This window comes from Paenibacillus wynnii, from assembly GCF_000757885.1.
GTDB classification, from domain to species: domain Bacteria; phylum Bacillota; class Bacilli; order Paenibacillales; family Paenibacillaceae; genus Paenibacillus_AQ; species Paenibacillus_AQ wynnii.
The window spans coordinates 856,351-876,749 of sequence record NZ_JQCR01000002.1; the positions used below are offsets into that span (position 1 = coordinate 856,351).

Genomic DNA, 20,399 nt, shown 5'->3' on the forward strand with positions numbered 1-20,399 from the left:
TATTCAGACAGGGTGTGTTTGTACGAATCTACAAAGAGAGGGACTAAGATAAGGCTCGTCCCCCTCTGTACTACTCTATAGATAACAGTTTCAACTTTCCCGCACACTTTCCGCACCGATAGCGTTTGGGGTCTACCTTACGCTTACGCAAATATTCCTCTGTGCAAGCTGTACATACGAGTTTATACCGGTAAGGCAAGGGCTTCCGGGCTTTCGCTCCCGGCAGCGTCTGACAATAACGGCTGCCTCCTACCTGCGCCAGCAGGTTTTTAAAATCAGCATCCCGGTGCTTATAACCCCTCCTCGCTATATGCAAATGGTAGTGACATAGCTCATGCTTAATAATCCGCTCTGTCTCCTCGCGCCCATAGGTTATCAGCTGTTGGGGATTAATCTCTATGTTATGGCTCTTCATAAAATAACGCCCGCCCGTTGTAGATAATCGACTGTTAAAGGACGCCTTATGGCGAAACGGCACCCCGAAGTTCTCCCGGGACACCTGCTCGATCCACTGCTGCAATTCTTCGTTGCTCATACTTTCCATAGTGTGTTCTCACAAGTCCTTTCGGAAGAGATTTAAGATCTTACTTGAATTGTAACTTGCGCATACGCTAAACTGTCAAGAAGGAAGACTAGTACGGAGGGAGAATATTTATGCCGAAAATGCGATATGTAATATTACAGCAACATCAGGAGCTTCTTTTCGTAGAAATGCCGGAGGAATATGCCTACCAGCTCAGCGCACTTAATCTTCGTCTTAACAAAGAAATTGATAAGCTGACCGCCGAGAATGTGCCTGATCTGCCGCTCGCCGTGGCGGAATGTGATTCTTTGGAGCTGCTCCGTGAACAGTACGTGCTGCAATCCGGTCTGGAATATATCAATGTTCTAGAACAGGCTTTTGCCGGTATTAAGGAACAGAATTATCCCCTTATTTCCCTGCTGACTGAGATTAGAGCGCTTCAGGCTCAACTGGAACAATGGTATGAAGAAGATGAAGAAGCTGCTATTCATTAATTCGAACCTTTAAGGCCTCTCCTCCATATGCTATCTCTATATAAGCATGCCGGAGGAGGGATATCCTTGCCGCAATGGCTCTGCCAACAGCTAATGAAAGCTTACTACAAGAAGGACCGTCGGCAGATTAAGCTTCTGAATGAGTGCTGGTACTTTTATCGGAACTCCAGCGAAACACATAGTAAGGCTTAATCATTAGAATCATCCAAATAGTTGAATGAATAAGGGCAAAACAAAACACTAGCCAGTCCCATATATGGAGACTGGCTAGTGTTTTCAACTTTGACTCTTAACATTTAGTATTGCAATCAAATTACACTATCCCGTATCCGGATGCACAAGGTGAGGCTTTCTGGTCGGCGGAACAATTGTGTTGAGCTCACGGACACCCACCTGACTAAACTTGCCAAAAGTGATGCACTAGTTAAGGGATCATTATTCTGGCGTCAAGAAGTTTGTGTATGAGAGTAGACGCATTTCCCAAGGTATCCGAGATAACTACGGCAAATCGTCTACCTACATGGGTTTCAATATATATAGTTGCACAACGTACACTTATATTTCTCCCTCAGCACACTTTAGGGTGTTTAATTGCACTTTATACACTTATTTTTTGGTATTCCGGGGTTTAACCGGCATATTTGTGTTTTTAGTTGCACAAAGTACATCTATCCATACATCTGAGTGCCAAAAGCTGGAAATAAGTGTATAAAATACATCTATTTCACTGCCTACGTCCGAGTTTCCCTCTAAATCAGCGAAGCCGCGAAACACCCGTCCGCCAAAACGTTCATTGTACTCTATTACCTTACGTGAACCCTAACGACATTTATCGAGGCAGAAAAAATCCATAAAATAAAGGCGAATTCTCATTCATAATTGAATGGAAATTCGCCTTTATCTATTTTGGGATTGTCCAGTCTCAGTTGGAAAACATCGGGAATACATATTTCACCAGGAAGAACAACAGTCCGAAAAATAAAATAATATATGCAGCATATTTAATAAAGGTGGATGCGACTACGCTGGAATCCGACTTCTTCTGCACCTCTGTATGTTCTACCTCTACACTTCTGTCTCTGGAGCTTGGATCCATCATTAATCTCTCCTCTCAAATTCAGGTGATATAAATCGAACTAAACATTATTTATATAGTCTTAATTACCCTCCTGCTTTCCTCCTTGAAACAAAAAGCCGCAGCCCGCAAGCTCAACGTAAGCAGAGCTGCAGACATGCGGCGTTAGTTTTAGAGTGCTTTTCGGACACTGAGAATGTATTTCGCTTGATCGAGGGGGTTCACTCCCCTGCGGGTACGTTCCGCGATTACATCCGGCGGACAGGCTTCATAACCAGCAAAAAAAGAAGTAAAAGTGCTGCGGCCTTTCGTGTAGGAACTGAGCGTCACCGGATAATCCAAGGATGTTGCCAAAGGCAAACGGCCTTCGATGACCATCCGCTCACCTTGCAACACCGGCGGTTCAAAGGTTCCCCTCATCTGCACCAAATCGTTCATAACGCGCCCACCGTTTTCCTCAGGCACTACAATACGCACCTGAAGAATCGGCTCCAATAGTCGGGTGCCCACATTCGATAACCCGTCCATAAGGGCCATCGGTGTTGCTACTGCAAAATCCAGCGGATGCGTATGCCAGACATGATGCTGCCCCTCTATAAGTGTTACTTTGACGTCAGTAACCTCCCAGCCGTAAAGCCCCTGCTGAAGAGCCTCCGGCACACGCCGGGCGGTCTCATTTTGATATTGCGGCAGCAGATCTGAGCTTCTGACCACTGAATCATATACGATACCACTTCCGGGAAGTCCCGGCTCAATAAGAAAACGAAGGATGGCCCAGCAAGGTTTGGGCATGGTATACGCAATAAAACCTTCCCCCATACGGCTCGGCGTTTCTTTATAAATAACAGACGGCTGCCCAAAGGTAACCTCAAGTCCATACCGGTGCTCCAATACACTGCTCAGAATTTCCAACTGGATAGGTCCCATCACCTTGATATGAAGCTCGCGCTCATCCTGCAGCCATTGAGCATCCAGAAGCGGGTCCTCATCGGCAAGCTCCTGAAGGGCTCCAATGACTTTGTGATCCTCCATATCCTGCGCCCAGTGCACACGGACAGTGAGGAGCGGCACCGCCAGCTTAGCTTCCTGAGGTATCGCGTCTGGACTGCCCAGAACATCCCCGATTCTTACACTGGATAACCCATATACGACAGCAATATCCCCGGCTTCCAGTATTCCTACATCCTCCGTACGTCCACCCTCTACCTTACGGATTTGGGTGATTTTCTCCTGAATGTTCTGAGTATAATTCAACACCGTTTCCCGATTTCGTACCGTCCCTTCATATAATCGAACAAAGGCCATACGACCCATCGTTTTATCACGCTGGATACTATAGACAATGCCGGATACCGGCTGCTCTACATCCCCGCCCGCTCTTGGAAAGTACTGAAGCATAGCATCCAAAAGTTCAGTAATTCCGATACTCTTTGCCGCCGCACCATACACAAGCGGAAAGATCTGGGCAGAGGATGCCGCCGCCGTAAGATGGTCTTTCCAAGCTTCTAAGTGAATAGCCTCTCCTGACATATATGTTTCCAGAAGCTCCTCATCCCGTTCAGCCAATGCCTCCAACAGCGCTGTCTGCAGAGCGGGTTCTGCCCCGTCCATCCACAAATCTGCAGCCCCAATGAAGTCTTGCTCCGTACCAAGCGGGTGCTGCACTGGAATAATATTCTCCGACAAATAAGTACGGGCCTGTGCTAGAACAGCTTCGTGATCGGCCCCCATCCTGTCCATTTTGTTCATAAAAATAAGGGTAGGAATGTTCAGCTTTCGCAGCGCTCCCCATATCATTTCAGTCTGCGCCTGAACACCTTCTACTGCTGATAAAATAAGCACCGCACAATCCATCACCCGAAGGGAACGCTCCACCTCTGACAAGAAATCGACGTGGCCCGGGGTGTCCACCAGATTTACCTGAACCCCTCTCCACGAAAAAGAGGCTAACGCCGCCCGAACAGATATCCCCCGCTGTCGTTCTACATCCATCGAATCCGTTAAGGCTGTCCCACTGTCTACGCTGCCTAATGAACGAATACGACCGCTCTCAAATAATATATGTTCCGTCGTTGTAGTCTTCCCGGCATCGACATGTGCAAAAATACCGATATTCATACGCTCAATTTTCTGATGAATCATCTATGGTTCTCCCGTCATTTTCTCAGTTAAGGCTTTTCAGTTTCCTTTGGGTATACTACCTTATAAAGCGTTCTCAATTAATACTACAGCTTCCCGCTTCTATGTTCCATCTTAATAATTTCTTTTAGGGATCTGCAACCTTTTAGAACAATTTGTCATCTAGAGTATAAGAGGTGAGGCAAAATGAAGAAACAATCTTTTAGCAGCCACGCTAAAAAAATGACTATAGCGTGCAGTATACTGGCAGCATCCGTGTCCTTTGGAGCATCGGCGTTCGCGTTCTCCGATCTGAAGGGCAACCCTGCCGAAGCCAAAATCAATGCATTGCATGAAAAGGGAATCATTAACGGAATGAGCAATGGGAAGTTCGCTCCAAAATTCAAGATGACATACGGGCAAGCGATACAAGTAATCGTGAGCGGCTTGGAACTGAAAGCACAGCCTTCGGATTCTAAAGCAAGCGACTTTTTTGACAATGTGAAAGACAAATCATGGTTTGCTTCAGCCTTCCTGACAGCTAAGCAACACGGGCTTTCTTTGGATCGCAATGTAAATCCGAACGGTTCGATTACACGGGCACAATTCGCGCATTTATTAACCCAAGGGCTGCTAAGTAAAGGGACGTTCCCGGTAACCAAGATGTATTTTGAAATTTCGGATGACGACAAGCTATCCGCAGAGGTTAATAACAGTCTGCAGATTTTGCTGAATACACATATCATTTCCTTGGAGGCAGGCAGTAAATTCCGTCCTAACGATGCTATTACCCGAGCAGAAGCTGCAGTATGGATCCATGATGCAGCCGAATTTGCCAAAAAAGTGATAACGCCAGCCAATCAGACTCCAGCTCCTGTCTATGAGAAAGTCGAGGTAGCTATTGTCAAAGCTGCCGATGGCGTCAACAAGGTGTCGTTAACCGTGAACAATTTGCCGAACCCAGGCTACGGCTTGCTGATCCAAAAAATTGAATTCAACAAAGATAAAACAGCTGTTATTTACTATACGGTTACCACACCGGATCCTGATAAAATGTACCCTCAGGTCATCTCCAAGGCTACAGTGGTAACCTATCTGCCTGACGATTATAAGCCGGTTGCTAAGTTTGTCCCAACTGCTCCTGCGAAATAAGATTATTAAAAAAACCAAGTTACGTCCCTCCTTTTGACCGAATGCGGTCAGCAGGGACTGGCTTGGTTTTTTTTGTGTGCCTTAATTTTAAGCTTGTAGGTAACGTAACGTCACCTGTTATACTTTGTTCATGAGATCAATATTCCAGCTTAAAGAAGGTGAAAGCTTGAAACAAAAGGGCCTCACTACCGGACAAATTGCGAAACGTACAGGGATGTTCGTACGAACATTACGCTATTACGACCGAATTGGATTACTTAAGCCATCTAATTATCATGGGGATACCCGATTATATAGCGAGATGGATATCTTCAAGCTTCAGAAGCTTTCCGTTCTTAAATTCATTGGATTTTCGCTGGAAGAGATGAAAGCAATCCTTGAGAGCGAGGGCACGAAGACAGATTTACGGAGCTCCCTGTTCCTGCAAAAAAAACTCATCCGACAAAAAATTAAGCATATGGATAGTGTCGTACAGGCCATCGAGGCCTCTATAGAATCCATGGATCGGCAAGAGCAAGAACCGAATTGGGAAGAGATGACCGATATCATCCATACGGTCCGTACCGATAGAGATTGGAGCGAGCAGTATCACAATGCGCTCAGGCTTCAGTCCCGAATTCATCTTTACGATCGCTTCAGTACAAACTCGATGGGCTGGCATCGATGGTTTTTTGAACACGTACTTCGGCAAGCCTCACAACTCTCTCTACCTGCACCTATCAAGATTCTTGATATCGGCTGTGGTGATGCTGCTTTGTGGCTAAGGAATATCGACCGGATTCCCCCGCATTGGGAGATTACACTCGCCGATGCCTCTGCCGGTATGCTCGAGGATGCCCGGACCTCTCTCGGTAAATCAGCAGCAAGGTTTGTGTTCCGTCAGGCCGATGTGCAGGCGCTGCCTTTCTTGGATGGCGAGTTCCAAATCATAATCGCCAACCACATGCTGTATCATGTGGAAGATCTGCCGCTGGCATCCACCGAAATGAATAGGGTGCTCTACGGGAATGGTACACTCTTCGCTTCTACAATGAGCAGCCGTCATTTAAAAGAGATGGAGGAGCTAGCCAGGGAATTTGATCCAAGCCTTCTAGTACTGGACGATACCCTTGAACGGTTCAACCTGTATAATGGCGCTGAGCTGTTAGTCCACTGGTTTCCTTCCGCCAAGCTAATCCACTACCCAGATTCTTTGGTCGTGACTAAGGCGGGTCCTTTAATCAGTTATATGACCTCAACGCCCATGAATGCCGGAAAGAGGTTAACGGGAGAAGCTCTGGAGCCGTTTACTGCCTTTGTGGAGCAAAGAATGGCGGAGAAAGGAAGTCTTGCTTTTACTAAGGATATGGGATTTTTCTGTTATGAAAAAAAGGAGGCTAATGCTATATGAATCCGAAGGTGCAAATTAGGAAGATTGAGCTTTTATCCGACAATTGGTACACGCTGAGAAAATACACACTGGATTACCAGCGCAGTGACGGCACTTGGGAAGAGCAGCAACGTGAAGCCTACGACCGGGGAAACGGTGCGGCCATTTTACTATATAACAAAATCAAGAAGACGGTCGTTCTTACGAGGCAATTCCGCCTTCCCTCATACGTAAACGGCAACGAAACAGGAATGCTTATCGAAGCTTGCGCAGGATTGCTTGATGAAGACAGTCCAGAGTCTTGCATTCAACGTGAAGCCGAGGAAGAAACCGGCTATCGCTTATCCAAAGTGCATAGCATCGGTCAAGCTTATATGTCACCGGGTTCAGTCACGGAAATTTTGCATTTATTCGTGGCAGAATATTCAGACGATATGAAGATCGGACAGGGGGGCGGGCTTGACGAGGAACATGAGAATATTGAGGTGCTGGAAATCCCTTTTGCCGAAGCCATGGAAATGGTGGAGAACGGCGAGATCCAAGATGCCAAAACCATTCTTTTGCTACAGCATGCCAAGCTTTATGATCTTGTGGAACTGAGCTCCGCTGCATCTATGCACATCCTTATCGCGGGTCCTTATCGCTCGGGAACAGGTGATGATCCCAACAAAATAGCCGCCAACCTTCAAGCTATGAATGAGGCTGCTCTTCAAGTATACAGACTGGGCCATTTGCCAGTGCTCGGTGAGTGGTACGCCCTCCCTCTGATGGAAACAGCCGGCTCGAAAGAGATGGGTGATGAGATCTTTAATGATATTTTTCATCCCTCCTGTGTCCGGCTGTTGGCTCATTGTGATGCCGTCTTACGGATTGGCGGTGCTTCCCAAGGAGCTGATGAGATGGTGCGGGTGGCTGCAGAAGGCCGGAAGAAGATTTATTATTGGATCGAAGAGTTGTATTGTGTAATCTAAAAAAAGCCATCTACTCATTGCGAAGTAGATGGCTTTCTTTTTATAAAAATACTGCTACCGGCTTATTCGCGCGGCGCCCGCATAGTCAGGCTGACCCGACCTTTCTTAAGGTCGACACTCATAACCCAGACAGTTACATTATCACCAACGGACACGACGTCCATCGGATGCTTCACAAAGCTGCCGCTAAGCTGAGAAATGTGCACCAGTCCGTCGTTCTTAATCCCGATATCGACGAATGCCCCGAAATCGATAACGTTGCGGACCGTTCCCTGCATTTCCATGCCGGGAACCAGATCTTCGATCTTGAGCACATCCGTGCGGAAGATCGGTAAAGGCAGCTCCTCACGCGGATCGCGACCTGGACGCTGTAAGCTCTCCAAGATGTCGCGCAAAGTCGGCACGCCGACATCCAGCTTCACAGCGAGCTCCTCCGCATTCTGCGCTTCCAGCTCCGAAGCGATTTCCTTGCTTCCCAGCAAGTTCACATCCAGCCCTAGCTCACGGAACAAACGGTCTACCACCGGGTAGGACTCAGGGTGAATCGGTGTCCGATCCAGAGTGTTATCCCCTCCGGGAATCCGCATAAAGCCAATGCACTGCTCATAGGATTTGGCCCCAAGGCGCGGAACCTTTTGCAGCTGCTTGCGGGTCGTAAATTTACCGTTCTCTTCACGGAACTTCACGATATTCTTAGCGATGGTTGCATTGACACCAGCCACATAGGAGAGCAAAGATGGAGATGCCGTATTCACATCAACGCCGACATGGTTTACGGCAGATTCTACAACGGCCTTAAGGCTCTCTTCCAGATGCTTCTGGGATACGTCATGCTGGTATTGCCCAACACCGATTGCTTTCGGGTCAATCTTCACCAGCTCCGCTAACGGATCCTGCACACGGCGGGCGATGGAAGCGGCACTACGCTCCGCAACATCCAGATCCGGGAATTCCTCCTGCGCCAGCTTGGAGGCCGAATAGACACTGGCTCCCGCTTCATTCACGATAAGGTAAGCCAGCTCTGGATTGCCAATATCGGCTATAACCTCAGCCGTGAATTGCTCTGTCTCCCGCGAACCTGTACCGTTACCGATTACGATAAGTTGGATACCATACTTAGCAATCAGCTCCTTGAACTTCGCAGCAGCTTCCAGCTTCTTGTTATTCGGCGGTGTCGGGTAGGTCACCGCGACCTCCAGCAGCTTGCCGGTATCATCAACAACCGCAAGCTTGCAGCCTGTGCGGTAAGCTGGATCGACGCCGAGAACGCAACGTCCTTTGACTGGCGGTTGCAGCAGTAGGCTGCGTAAATTACCGGAGAAAATGGATATGGCCTGATTTTCTCCTCTGTCTGTCATTTCCCCACGCACCTCGCGTTCTACCGAAGGCGCAATCAAACGCTTGTAGGAATCCTCTGTTACTGCCTCCAGCAAGGACGTTACAGGCGACGGAGCTTTGAGAATCTTCCGGGAGATGAAGGCGTGAATCTTATCCGATACCACCTCAATCCCTACTTTCAGGATATTTTCCCGTTCTCCGCGATTAATGGCCAGAATACGGTGCGGCGGCATTTTATGTACCGGTTCACGATAACTATAATAGTTCTCATATACGGATTCTTGTGAGGCATCCTTTGCCTCAGATACAAGTATCCCTTGGCTGGCTGTGTATGAACGAACCCAGGAACGAATAGTAGGGTCATCTGCAATATTCTCGGCAATGATATCCATGGCACCTTGCAGCGCCAGCTCCGGCGTTTCTACACCCTTGTCTATATCCACATATTTAGCCGCTTCTTCGGTCGGATTCCCCTGTCTGCGTTGCTCCATGATCCAGTCAGCCAGCGGTTCCAGTCCTTTTTCCTTAGCTACACTGGCACGCGTCTTGCGCTTCTGACGGAAAGGTCGATACAAATCCTCGACTTCCTGAAGCTTAACTGCCTTGGAAATTTGCTCGTGAAGTTCCTTGGTCAGCTTACCTTGTTCATCAATATTGCGGATAACATCCTTCTTGCGCTCACCCAAATTCCGTAAATAGGCCAAACGTTCTTCAATATCGCGCAACTGATTTTCGTCCAGCTCACCCGTCATTTCCTTACGATATCTCGCAATGAATGGGATGGTATTGCCTTCATCCAGCAGGCCTACAGTCGTTCGAACTTGCTTCACATTAATGTTCAGTTCCTTGGCGATCGCTAAAGTAATCAATTCCTGCTCCTGCTTAACTGCTGCCTCATCCATTACCGCTTCTTTGTTATTCATTTCAGTAGTCAATCTATCCCTCTTTCCTTACCTAAAATCTGTTCTCGTTGTTTTGCCCATATCTAAAATAGTATCACAGATTCTCTCTGTCCCAAAGTTCCGCCGGAAATAATCAGAACCGACTGAAGTGTATAAAGTGCAACTATTTGGAGTCAGCACCGTTATTGTTGAGTTTTAGTTGCACTTTCTACACCTATATTTCTGGAAACCTCTGTTTTCAACCCTCTGCCGGCTAAATAGCTGTAGAGAATACAACTAAGCGGCTATTTTAAGCGATACAGCCCCTTTTAGTTGCACAAAGTACATCTAAATTAATTATCCCAGCCCAGCGTTAAGGTTCATTGTCGGCATAAAAATAAAAAGACACACCAGCCTCTAAGCTGATGTGCCTTCATAAAACTCAATGTCAGAATCTATGGCCTTGCCTGGATTAAAAGTCAATCAAGCCTAGACTGATTTGCAGTGAGTCATCCACCTTTTTCATCGTATCGTCATCGAGGTGGGTGATCTTATCAGTCAAACGTTGCTTGTCAATGGTCCGGACCTGCTCCAGCAAAATGACGGAATCCCGGTCAAAGCCGTGAGCATCCGCATCAATTTCCACATGAGTAGGCAGTTTGGCCTTTTGGATCTGGGCCGTTATTGCGGCCACAATCACCGTTGGGCTGAAACGATTACCAATATCATTCTGGATCACCAGAACAGGCCTTACTCCGCCCTGTTCAGACCCCACTACTGGGGAAAGGTCGGCAAAAAAAACGTCGCCGCGTTTAACGATCAATGTTTACACCCCGCTTACTAAGCGGCCAAGAGTGCTGTCTGCATCTTCCTCAGCAAGGAAAGCCTCGCATGCCATGGTTAAGTTGATCTTAGCCATCTCCATGTAGCCGCGCTGCATGGACTCCCGGATGAAACGTTTCCTCCGTTCGCTCAAATACAGCTTCATGGCCTGCCTAATCAATTCACTTCGGTTGGAATTCTCCAGTTGAACGATTCCATCCACTTCCTGCAAGAGATGATCGGGCAAGCTGATCATGATTCTTTTGGTGTTTTGCAAATTGGCCACCTTCTCTTCCACCCCCACAAACCTTCTGCCCTTGTCTTTCAGTGTAGCAATATACAAGGAATTTTATACAAAGAATATATGCCGCCAGTATATCAAGTATGCTGCATCCCATTATAAACTAGAAATGGCGGTTCGTATAGACTATAGATCACATAGTTGTATACGACTATATCCTTCTAAATTTTCCCTGTACTCTGATAACTTAGGACTTTAAGGCTGTAAAAGGGCGTTAACCAGGTTAGGAGCTGCGCCTTCGCGTACATAAACACGGGGCACTCGGTGGGCCAGCATGCAAATGACCTCGTAGTGAATCGTTCCTAGATGGAGCGCCAACTCGTCTGCCGTGATGGACACGTCAGCTTGGCGGCCGATGAGTACAACCTCTTCGCCAGCTTGGATTTGTTCCGCTTCTTCAGCGAAAGATTTGAGCGATACCATACACTGGTCCATGCAGATAGTTCCGACGACCGGAACGCGGCGTCCGCGTATTAGCACCTCAGCTTTGCCGCTTAACATGCGGGAATATCCATCAGCGTAACCTACAGGGAGCGTTGCAATAATCTCTTCACTCTCCGTAACGTAACGCGTACCATAACTGATGCCCCAATGGGGCGGCAGACTTTTGATAAACACTGCCTGCGTCTTCAGCGTCAATACCGGGCGTATAGCTATCAAGTGGCGGTTCACCTCGGCGGACGGGTAGAAACCGTATATACTGATACCTATACGAACCATATTGATGGACAAATGAGGTGTATCAATGGCTGTAGCGCTGTTGCCCGTATGTATAATCGGGATGACGAATTCTTTCTCCCGAAGCGCTTCTGCCACGCCCGTGAACCGTCGGTGCTGGTCCAATGTATAGCTTTTGTCTTCTTCATCTGCTTTGGCAAAATGGGTAAACATTCCCTCCAGCTCCGCCTGCGCTGTCTTATGCACTTCCTCGATAAATGCAGGTGCTTCCTCTGGCAAAAGTCCCAGCCGCCCCATCCCGCTATCTATCTTGACGTGCACCTTCAACCTATGGTCCGGATTCAAGGGAAGACGTTTAATCGCCTCCAATACCTCCGGAGTGAAAATAGTTACGGTTACATTATTTTCCCAGGCAACGGCTATTCCTTCTGGAGAAGTGTAGCCCAGTACCAGGATAGGAAGTAGTATTCCCGCCTGACGCAGCTCCAATGCTTCATCCAAAAAAGCCACACTCACATAGTCCGCACCCAGGGCTTCAAGTTCCCGTGTCACTTCCACTGCTCCATGGCCATACGCGTTTCCTTTGACACATGCCATAAACTTCGTCTCCGCCGGCAAAAACTTGCGAAAGGCTTCGTAATTGGCACGTAAATCATCCAGATTAATCTCGGCTACTGTCGGTCGATAGCTTGCTTGCACTTCAAAGTCACCTTCTTACGTAAAATAAACGTCATCTGCAGTATCACATAGACCACTGCCCTTAATGGTAATGGTAATGCTACAGAAGGGGGCTGTCAATGAAAGCAGCGCTATCTAGTGAATAGGAATAATTACCCTTTCCGGCCAAAAAAGAAAAAGGCGGATTCAACGCTGTAGAGGAAGTGCTCCCACATTGCGCAGAATCCGCCTACTATTTATTATTTACCCGATTGTCCCTGCATAGAAGCGGCAATTTGAATCATTTCCGTAACTGGCAGGTTCGAGCTTGTAATCCGGTACTCCAGACCTTCTGTCATCCAGGTTAAAGTCTGCTGTTCGTCACCGCTAAGTAAGCCGACAGTAAAGCCTAAATCAATTCCCTCGCCGGGCACCAGTGACACCGCACGATCTAGAGGCCGGGCTTCCATAATAGTATATTGATAAACCCCGTCATAGCGAATAAGAACGGCGTGGTCTTTACTACCCTCTATTTTATGGGAATCTTTGAAAGTAACCCCGACCGGAATATATTGCGGTTCAATAATTCCGAAATCCCCAAGCTCAGCAGAGACCGGTTGTTCCGATACTCCATCATCCGCAGGTACCACCGGGTTCCCATTCTCATCGACCTGGGCTACGGTGCTCTCCGAAGTCGTTTGTGAGGTCATATTCTTCTTCATATCAAAAGAATCCTCAGCAAACTTCGGATTAAAGTCAAAGCTGTCGAATTTCACGTCGACCACAACTTTGGCTTCCGAATCAGACACCTGTACTTGCTTGGGTGCATAAGACTTTTTGTCCAACCAAATCTTCTGGCGCACAAGCGCAGGACTTTGATAATTAGCCGCCACCTCAAATATGTAGCTATCCTTATCATCTACAAACTGGCGGTTGTTATCGGAGGTAATGCCCCGTACCAATGTCTGGTAGAGATAGACCTGACCTTGATTATCCGGCCAATCACTTTGGAAGCGGAAGCTTTTGTTGAGGCTTGGTGTCAGCACGAACACCCCGTCATCATTACGAAGCACAATTTGCGTGATATCCTTCTGAACATTGGATAAGCTGATCCGGTAATACGATGGATTCTTGTACCAGACCTCTACTTTATACTCCTGCGGCTGTTCGCCGGTATACAGAGTCATCGTGCCCGAGCCTTGATATGCTCCCTGCTTACTCTCCAACTTGTCGGCCACATCGTTCAAATCTTTGACTATGGAAGCAGAATCCTTACTCCCGCAACCTGTCAACACTAGGGTAACGCTCATTATGATTGCGAGTACCCATGTTATCCGGCGCATGACATCATCCCCTTAACCTGTTTTGAATGCCTTGATTAGTACATGTCTATGAGGGACTTGGCCGCAATATGCAGACGGGCATGACAAGCGTTAGGGAAGACATCCGTATTTAAGCAACTTTCGCCTTCGTGCATTCCGGTATAACAAGATTTATATTTTATATTATCAGCCGGTATTGTTGTATACTGAATCACAAAGCATTACAACTATATTATTCTCAATTCTATTACGAATGATTTAATGGAGGTTATTTACTACTATGTTTGTTTTGATTGGAATTGTATTTCTGCTGCTATATGGTGTTCTAGTATTCTATATCGGCTGGAGCGGCTGGAGCTGGATAAAACCGTTGGTATCAAAAAGGTTCAAACTTGTATATATTCTGTCTCTAATCTTTTTGGCCACTTCTTTCATACTGGGTCGGATATTTAGTGATTTTTCTGTTCTAAGTATGATTGGATCCTATTGGATGGCTGTCTTTTCTATGCTAATTCTGCTACTGCCAGTTATTCATATAAGTCTCTGGCTAATTCGGCTAACCCCGCTTCCACGTCACCATGCTCAGAAATGGGCGGGGGTAGTCACACTGGTAGTGTTGGTTTCCCTGCTAAGTTATGGATCCTTCAATGCTTACAGCCCAATTGTGCGTGAATACGACCTGCAGATTAATAAAAAGGTTGAGGGTCTCAGCAATTTGAAGATAGTTATGGCCGCAGACATGCACTATGGAATACTCTCCGGGACTTCACATGCTAAACGGATGGTAGAGGAAATCAATGCCCTGATGCCTGATATTGTGTTGTACCCCGGGGATCTTATTGATGATGATCTTGATGCCTATTTGGACAGAGGGATCGACAAGATTCTGCGTAATATTGAAGCACCTTACGGCGTTTACGCATCGCTAGGTAATCACGATAAATTGGACGGTCCAACCGAGAAGTTGGTAGAAGCATTAGAACGCAGCAACATGCAGGTTCTGTACGATGAGACCCTTACGCTAGAAGGAAGGCTGACACTCATTGGCCGCAAAGACCGGACAGAAACCGACCGCGCAGAATTGGCTCAGTTGATGGAAGATACAGACCCTAGCCTTCCTCTAATTTTGTTGGATCACCAGCCTTATGAACTGGATATTGCCGAGCAGAATGGGATTGATCTAATGCTTTCCGGACATACCCACCGGGGCCAGATTGCCCCTGCACATTTGATTACCAACGCCTTATTTGAGAATGATTGGGGACATTTGCAAAAAGGCTCCTTCCACTCTATCGTTACCTCTGGATATGGCTTCTGGGGACCTCCAATCCGTCTTGGGAGTCGTTCTGAAATCGTCCAGATTAATGTTAGCTTTACAGGGACAGATCCATCCTGATCGGATATGCCAGGTCTTAACAAATTGGTGCTGAGGAATCCATAGTGGAAAATATTGGTATATACGCCACTTCCCGAAAATAGTTGCAGGACAGTTCAGGCCTAGTTTCTAGAGCTTTTTCAAGCGAATCTAGAAAAGAGGGTGTCCCATAAGTGAACTGCACCCCTTGTTTTTGGATGGAGTCGAATAGACGGTTGTGCTTGTGAGAACGCTCCGCGAACGGATCGTTGCTCCAATCGCTGTGCTCTCCAGATTTTATTTATTTTCTTTAGCGGTAAAAATCCGGAGAGCAAGGCGACCGCTACCGCTTTTCCGCAATCGTTCCGTCCTCTCCGCTACTTTCAGCGGAAACCGTTCCAAAACCTTCTCAAAACAGCAAAAAGAAACCTCTCTTTGGTAAAATGGAGTTCCTACACAACCATTTCAAAGGAGAGGTTTTTTTGTCCATTTAATATACCATGGACCAACTTTGCCTGCCAATGAATTTAGAGGACGACATTCCAGAACATCACCTCGTTCGTGTCTTTAACGCAGCCGTAAATCGGCTCGACGACGCCATCTTTGACGCTGCCTATCCCGGCGGTGGTCGCGACAGTTACCATCCCAAAATGCTCACCAAAGTAATTATCTACGCCTACACCCAACGCATCTATTCCTCTCTTCAAATCGCCAAGGCTGTGCGAGAATATATTCCCTTCATGTGGCTAGCTGGAAGGCAGCGCCCGGACTTTCGCACCCTCAATCGCTTCCGTTCCCAGCGGATGAAAGATGTCCTCGAAACCGTGTTTACCGCCGTGTTACAGTTCATGGCCGAGGAAAAGTACGTCTCCTTAGATCATTATTTTGTAGACGGAACCAAGATTGAAGCGAATGCCAATAGCTACACTTCTACATCCGTATTTTACTGAATTCTCTCTTATACAAAAGGGTATATCAATGCTGTGCGCTCTTGCATTTTTAAGAATCGAGTTTATATATTATAGTCTCATAGCTGCCTATCCATAGTGAAGATGAATGCTCTCCCTGGCAGTAATCGTCTTTCCCCGTACGATAGACTTCGGTTGCTCTATCAATGATATACGTTTCATATTGTTCAAAACCTACAAACAAGCCATCCACTGATAAATTCACGACTATTAGATATGTACTATCTTCATGTTTCCTCGTATATGATAAAACCTTTTCCTCTGAATTCGGAATAAATTCTAATTCTCCCAACCAGAAAGCCGGATGATTTGTACGTAAATGGATGAGATACTTATAGTGCTCAAACATCTCTGCATCAAAAGAGTTCCAATTGAGCTTATATTCATCGAATAGTGAGGCCCAAGTTTCCAAAGTGTTTTCATTAAATTCTTGGCCCATCATCAGGCATGGCACCCCCTCAAGCGTTAAAAGGATCGAAGCTGCAGGTCCGGCACCTTTTTCACCAAAAAAGTCTATCGCTCTTGAACGTTCCTTCTCCTCCAGCCAGCTCATACGGAGCGCATGTTTAGGAAAGCTGTACTTATATGAATTATATATTGCTATAAAATCACTCTGCGTAAGGGTTCCGTCCATCATCTCCCGCACCAAAATCCGCGGATTGCCATGATATTCATCGTAGGCTTGTGAGATCAGGATTAGATCCTCTTTTACTGCTTGTAGTGCATGCTTGATCTCTACGAGAAAATCATAAGGAGTAATGTCCGAGTCGTCCAACCGAATGCCATCAAAATCAAACTCTACGACCCAATATTTCATAGCCCCGAGTATATACTCTCTCATCTCGCGGCTTCGGAATTCTATCCCGGCAAAATAATCTCGACCCGGCACATCATAATAAATTCCGTCCTGATCATTCCGTGTAAAATACTCCGGGTGGCTTCTTGTCAGGATGTGATCCACGCTGGTTCGGTTTAGTACCCAGTCCATAATAACCTTGATTCCGTTCGCATGTGCTTTAGTAATAAAGTCTGACAAGTCCTCTTGGGTTCCAAAAGTGGGGTCTATGGAATAGAAATCTTTAACCGCATACGGGTCGCCGTACTCACCGATCCTGCCTTGAACACCAACTTCGTGGAACGGCATAAGCCACAGGGTGTTGATGCCCATATCTTTGAAATAATCTATTTTTTCAGAGAGTCCTCTAAAACCCTTGTCGGTAAATGCCCTCGTATGAAGCTGATAAATCACTGCTTTTTGAATCCATTCGGGGCTCTCTATTGCTGTAAAATGGTCATACATGTATCCGGGATGTTCCTTAGAGATTTCATTAGTTCTAATCAGAACCTCACCATGCTCGGTTACGGTAAAGGACGAGTTATTTTGTCCATCCTCCGACACATTTGGGTTCAATGGATCTATAATCCAAGCTTCACCGTTCACTACTAATTTATATAGGTGTCTGCCCCTGGCTATCGGTATCTCGATCTCCCAGCCTCTTGCAACTTCCATAGGGGTCATGTAATGTCTATCGCCATTCCAATGATTGAAGGTCCCTGCTACCGCGACACTATCCACTTGAATATCCGGATAATACACAAATCGTACACCGTTTGATCCTTTGATTGGAAAAGCAGACATGTGGAAGCCTCCATTAAATGTATTTCAGCAAATATAGCATATTTAAAGTAGTATTTGGGTATTAACTCCTGAGGTATTTACCCGAAAAAATAGCCCCCTGACGCTTGGGGTCAGAGGGCTGCTGATATCATAAATCCACATTCATTTAGGTGGCATTATCACAGTGCCTAGTTTATCCGTATAAGGCTTTATCTGATCATAAAGTTGCTGGTGATTGATTTTATCTGTCTCAGACAGCCGGTCCATATGAACGCTGCCATCCGAGTCCATTGTTATGTCGTTATAATTTTTCATCTCATTAAGAATTCTTTTAAAATCAGCCAATTCAACTTCACTGAAAGTCTGCTCTGCTTGTTTCATTCTCTTAGACCAGGAAGTGTCATTACTCGGTGCCGTCTCTTTATTTAGTTTTGCAAAATATGGCTCAAGCTCTGCAGTAAGCTTCGTATACGCCACTTGTTCATTAGCACTTAGTTGCTCAGGGTGGAGCACGCCCTTAGAATCGGCTATTTTTAGATTATAGTTACCGAGTTCTTTTAGAAGGGACATTAACTTGGCGAACTCTTCTTCACTAAAGTTTTGCTCAGCCCCTTGGAGTTTCGCCTCCAGTTGATCATACTGCTGTTGTGTTACCCCGAATTGTGCTACGTTCTCTTGTGAACCATAAATGGTATCCGCCAAGTAATTGTATCCCGCATATGCTCCTGTAGGGATTAATAACGCAGCAGCTACTATGCCTGCCACTAGCCACTTTTTCATCTTTTTTCCCCCTTGTGTCGATGCAACCTGCTTAAGTACTCTTTCCTTGAGTTCCGGTGGAGCCACCCATCCTTTGGTTTCATCTTGGAGGGCTGCTCGCAGCTGTTCATCGAGATTCATACAAATCCTCCACCTTTCCCACAGCTCGACTGTTAGGGTTCCGTTTCGCACGGAGCTTCTGTAGAGCCGCATGGATACGCGATTTTACCGTCCCTAGAGGAATGTCCAAAATAGCAGCAATCTCTTCCTGAGAGTTTTCATTGAGGTAATGGAGAATTACAACTTGCTTAAGCTTGTAAGGGAGACTGTTCACGCTCGCCAGTAAAGGACGATTGGCTATTTTGTCTACAACCTCACTGGTAAAATCACTGTCCATCGCTTGACCATACCGCTCAGCTTTGTGGATCAACCGGAGATGCGTCCATCTCTTTCGTCGATAAGCCTGAACCTGCCGCATAACCACACCCATCATCCATGGCTTAAAGGGTCGGCTGACATCAAATTGCCCAAGTGAACGATGTACCTGCATATAAATCTCTTGGATTACATCGTCTGCATCAGAACGATTGGCAACGAGGAAATGAACGGTTTTGTAGACATCCCCAATCGTTGTTTCGTAAATCTCACTATAAGCTTCACAGCTGCCGGCTAGCGTAAGCGCAATGAGACTGTTGTATTCAGCTGGATCGTTCATCCGCCATTCCCCCTTCGGTCTTACACTGTATATTGGCGAGTAGTGAATATTTCGTTCGAATTATTTTTGGGTAAGCTGTGCACAAGTAACTATAGTAATATGTAGAGGAAAAAAAGACGGACGAACTTCGACGTAAAACTAACCTATTGTAAAGGAGATATACCCCATGATAGACGCACATATCCACCTGGAACAATACGATTGGGAAGCTATAGACCCTATGCTTAAAGAGCTCCCGGTAATGGGTATTGAAGCACTGTTAGCCGTATCGATGAATCTAGAGTCATGCATCCGTACAGAGAAGCTGGCCGCAAAGTACCCCGGTATCGTCAGACCCGCCTATGGATTTCATCCCGAGCAACCGCTGCCGAAAGTGGATGAACTGACAGCACTGCTGGAGTGGATAGAAGCCCGCGCCGGGGATTTTACTGCTGTGGGCGAGATCGGCTTACCGTATTATTCTCGGGCGGAAGCTTTGGAGCGCGGTGAGGAATTTAATACCGAACCCTATATCAATCTACTGGATACTATGCTCGGTCTAGCCTCACACCTTGCCAAACCCGTCGTGCTTCATGCCGTATACGAGGATGCCCTTATTGTCTGTGATCTGTTGGAAAAACACGAGATTCAGCGTGCCCATTTCCATTGGTTCAAAGGACCGGAAGAGGCCATCCGTCGGATGATTGCCAGCGGATATTATATCTCCTTTACACCTGACATACTGTATGAAGCAGAGATTCAGGAGTTGGCGAGGCGCTACCCGCCGGAGCTGGTTATGGCTGAAACGGATGGCCCTTGGCCCTTCGAGGGGCCTTTTGCCGGACGCTCTACTCATCCTTCTATGATCCGAGAGGTTGCTGCCGTATGGGGCGCTTTGAATGGTTACTCTCCCAGCCAAGCCGAAGAGATTCTCACTGCAAATACAGTAAATTTCTATGATCTATAGGAAATAGATAGACACTATTGGCGATATGTGGGAGGTACTATTGGCGATATGTGAGAGATAATATTGGCGATATGTGAGAGATACTATGGCGATTGTGAGAGATACTATGGGCGATATTGAGAGATACTATGGAATACATGAGAGAGGACTGTCTTCTACCGCGAAGAACATTATCCCTTTGGCCTTTTTTAGATTAGTCTAAAAACAACTACGCACAGTGAATAATTAGAGGGAATTTCTCCAGTTAATTGTAAGTAAATCACCTTTCTAGATGATTTAGCGGGAAATCTTTCTCTAATTTGCTGTAACTACCTCGAAAATAGCTAGAATCGTGGAAT

At 46.5% G+C, this 20,399-nt stretch carries 18 protein-coding genes and 1 pseudogene; 8 read left to right on the forward strand and 11 right to left on the reverse strand.

The genetic code is table 11. The features are described from left to right. Positions 1-70: 70 nt before the first annotated feature. Positions 71-535, reverse strand: coding sequence for a SprT family protein (locus PWYN_RS06475; protein WP_084146734.1), 465 nt, complete (start codon positions 533-535; stop codon positions 71-73). A 119-nt stretch (positions 536-654) separates the two neighbouring features. Between PWYN_RS06475 and PWYN_RS06480 the strand changes: the two genes are divergently transcribed. Both PWYN_RS06480 and cmpA read left to right on the forward strand, forming a co-directional pair. Next, positions 655-1,017, forward strand: coding sequence for a hypothetical protein (locus tag PWYN_RS06480; protein ID WP_036649652.1), 363 nt, complete (start codon positions 655-657; stop codon positions 1,015-1,017). A gap of 66 nt (positions 1,018-1,083) precedes the next feature. Beyond that, positions 1,084-1,209 (forward strand): cortex morphogenetic protein CmpA, encoded by a 126-nt coding sequence (gene cmpA / locus PWYN_RS29145; RefSeq protein ID WP_157261098.1) that lies wholly within the window; start codon positions 1,084-1,086, stop codon positions 1,207-1,209. A 730-nt stretch (positions 1,210-1,939) separates the two neighbouring features. On the opposite strand, the gene PWYN_RS29575 is transcribed toward cmpA, so the two are convergent. Both PWYN_RS29575 and PWYN_RS06485 read right to left on the reverse strand, forming a co-directional pair. Next, positions 1,940-2,116, reverse strand: coding sequence for a hypothetical protein (locus tag PWYN_RS29575; protein WP_169744094.1), 177 nt, complete (start codon positions 2,114-2,116; stop codon positions 1,940-1,942). Positions 2,117-2,263: 147 nt separating this feature from the next. Further along, entirely contained in the window at positions 2,264-4,234 is a 1,971-nt protein-coding gene (locus PWYN_RS06485; protein WP_036649654.1) for a GTP-binding protein, read from the reverse strand. Between the two features lie 183 nt (positions 4,235-4,417). On the opposite strand from PWYN_RS06485, the gene PWYN_RS06490 reads away from it, so the two are divergent. The 3 genes from PWYN_RS06490 (at position 4,418) to nudK (ending at position 7,702) form a co-directional block, all read left to right on the forward strand. Continuing rightward, positions 4,418-5,362 carry an S-layer homology domain-containing protein gene (locus tag PWYN_RS06490; protein WP_036649655.1) on the forward strand — a complete coding sequence of 315 codons (945 nt, stop codon included), beginning with the start codon at positions 4,418-4,420 and terminating at the stop codon, positions 5,360-5,362. Between the two features lie 166 nt (positions 5,363-5,528). Next, positions 5,529-6,752 carry a MerR family transcriptional regulator gene (locus tag PWYN_RS06495; protein WP_036649657.1) on the forward strand — a complete coding sequence of 408 codons (1,224 nt, stop codon included), beginning with the start codon at positions 5,529-5,531 and terminating at the stop codon, positions 6,750-6,752. Continuing rightward, positions 6,749-7,702 carry a GDP-mannose pyrophosphatase NudK gene (gene nudK, locus PWYN_RS06500; RefSeq protein ID WP_036649659.1) on the forward strand — a complete coding sequence of 318 codons (954 nt, stop codon included), beginning with the start codon at positions 6,749-6,751 and terminating at the stop codon, positions 7,700-7,702. Before PWYN_RS06495 ends, nudK begins: the two co-directional genes overlap by 4 nt. Before the next feature lie 62 nt (positions 7,703-7,764). Here the strand turns inward: nudK and PWYN_RS06505 are convergent, their stop codons facing one another. The 5 genes from PWYN_RS06505 to PWYN_RS06525 form a co-directional block, all read right to left on the reverse strand. Then, complete coding sequence (locus PWYN_RS06505; RefSeq protein ID WP_036653425.1) at positions 7,765-9,963, reverse strand: Tex family protein; 2,199 nt, start codon at positions 9,961-9,963, stop codon at positions 7,765-7,767. 430 nt (positions 9,964-10,393) lie between these two features. After that, positions 10,394-10,744, reverse strand: a complete 351-nt coding sequence (locus PWYN_RS06510; protein WP_036649661.1) for a type II toxin-antitoxin system PemK/MazF family toxin — start codon at positions 10,742-10,744, stop codon at positions 10,394-10,396. A gap of 3 nt (positions 10,745-10,747) precedes the next feature. After that, positions 10,748-11,029, reverse strand: a complete 282-nt coding sequence (locus PWYN_RS06515; RefSeq protein ID WP_036653428.1) for a CopG family ribbon-helix-helix protein — start codon at positions 11,027-11,029, stop codon at positions 10,748-10,750. Positions 11,030-11,239: 210 nt separating this feature from the next. Next, positions 11,240-12,421, reverse strand: coding sequence for an alanine racemase (alr, locus tag PWYN_RS06520; RefSeq protein WP_036649663.1), 1,182 nt, complete (start codon positions 12,419-12,421; stop codon positions 11,240-11,242). Positions 12,422-12,639: 218 nt separating this feature from the next. Continuing rightward, positions 12,640-13,722 (reverse strand): LolA family protein, encoded by a 1,083-nt coding sequence (locus tag PWYN_RS06525; RefSeq protein ID WP_036649666.1) that lies wholly within the window; start codon positions 13,720-13,722, stop codon positions 12,640-12,642. A gap of 259 nt (positions 13,723-13,981) precedes the next feature. Here PWYN_RS06525 and PWYN_RS06530 point away from each other — a divergent pair, with 259 nt between their 5' ends. Further along, complete coding sequence (locus tag PWYN_RS06530; protein WP_036649668.1) at positions 13,982-15,097, forward strand: metallophosphoesterase; 1,116 nt, start codon at positions 13,982-13,984, stop codon at positions 15,095-15,097. 458 nt (positions 15,098-15,555) lie between these two features. After that, positions 15,556-15,984: pseudogene (locus tag PWYN_RS06535) on the forward strand (transposase); the annotation flags it as partial. A 70-nt stretch (positions 15,985-16,054) separates the two neighbouring features. Here PWYN_RS06535 and PWYN_RS06540 read toward each other — a convergent pair. From PWYN_RS06540 to PWYN_RS06550, 3 genes are all read right to left on the reverse strand, one after another. Continuing rightward, positions 16,055-17,662, reverse strand: a complete 1,608-nt coding sequence (locus tag PWYN_RS06540; RefSeq protein WP_036649670.1) for an alpha-amylase family glycosyl hydrolase — start codon at positions 17,660-17,662, stop codon at positions 16,055-16,057. Between the two features lie 141 nt (positions 17,663-17,803). Then, positions 17,804-18,541, reverse strand: coding sequence for a DUF3600 domain-containing protein (locus tag PWYN_RS06545; RefSeq protein WP_036649672.1), 738 nt, complete (start codon positions 18,539-18,541; stop codon positions 17,804-17,806). Continuing rightward, positions 18,528-19,115, reverse strand: coding sequence for a sigma-70 family RNA polymerase sigma factor (locus tag PWYN_RS06550; protein WP_036649675.1), 588 nt, complete (start codon positions 19,113-19,115; stop codon positions 18,528-18,530). The genes PWYN_RS06545 and PWYN_RS06550 overlap by 14 nt, the downstream gene beginning before the upstream one ends. A gap of 166 nt (positions 19,116-19,281) precedes the next feature. Between PWYN_RS06550 and PWYN_RS06555 the strand changes: the two genes are divergently transcribed. Continuing rightward, positions 19,282-20,061: a TatD family hydrolase gene (locus PWYN_RS06555; RefSeq protein WP_036649677.1), complete on the forward strand. Its 780-nt coding sequence runs from the start codon at positions 19,282-19,284 to the stop codon at positions 20,059-20,061. Positions 20,062-20,399 lie beyond the last annotated feature (338 nt).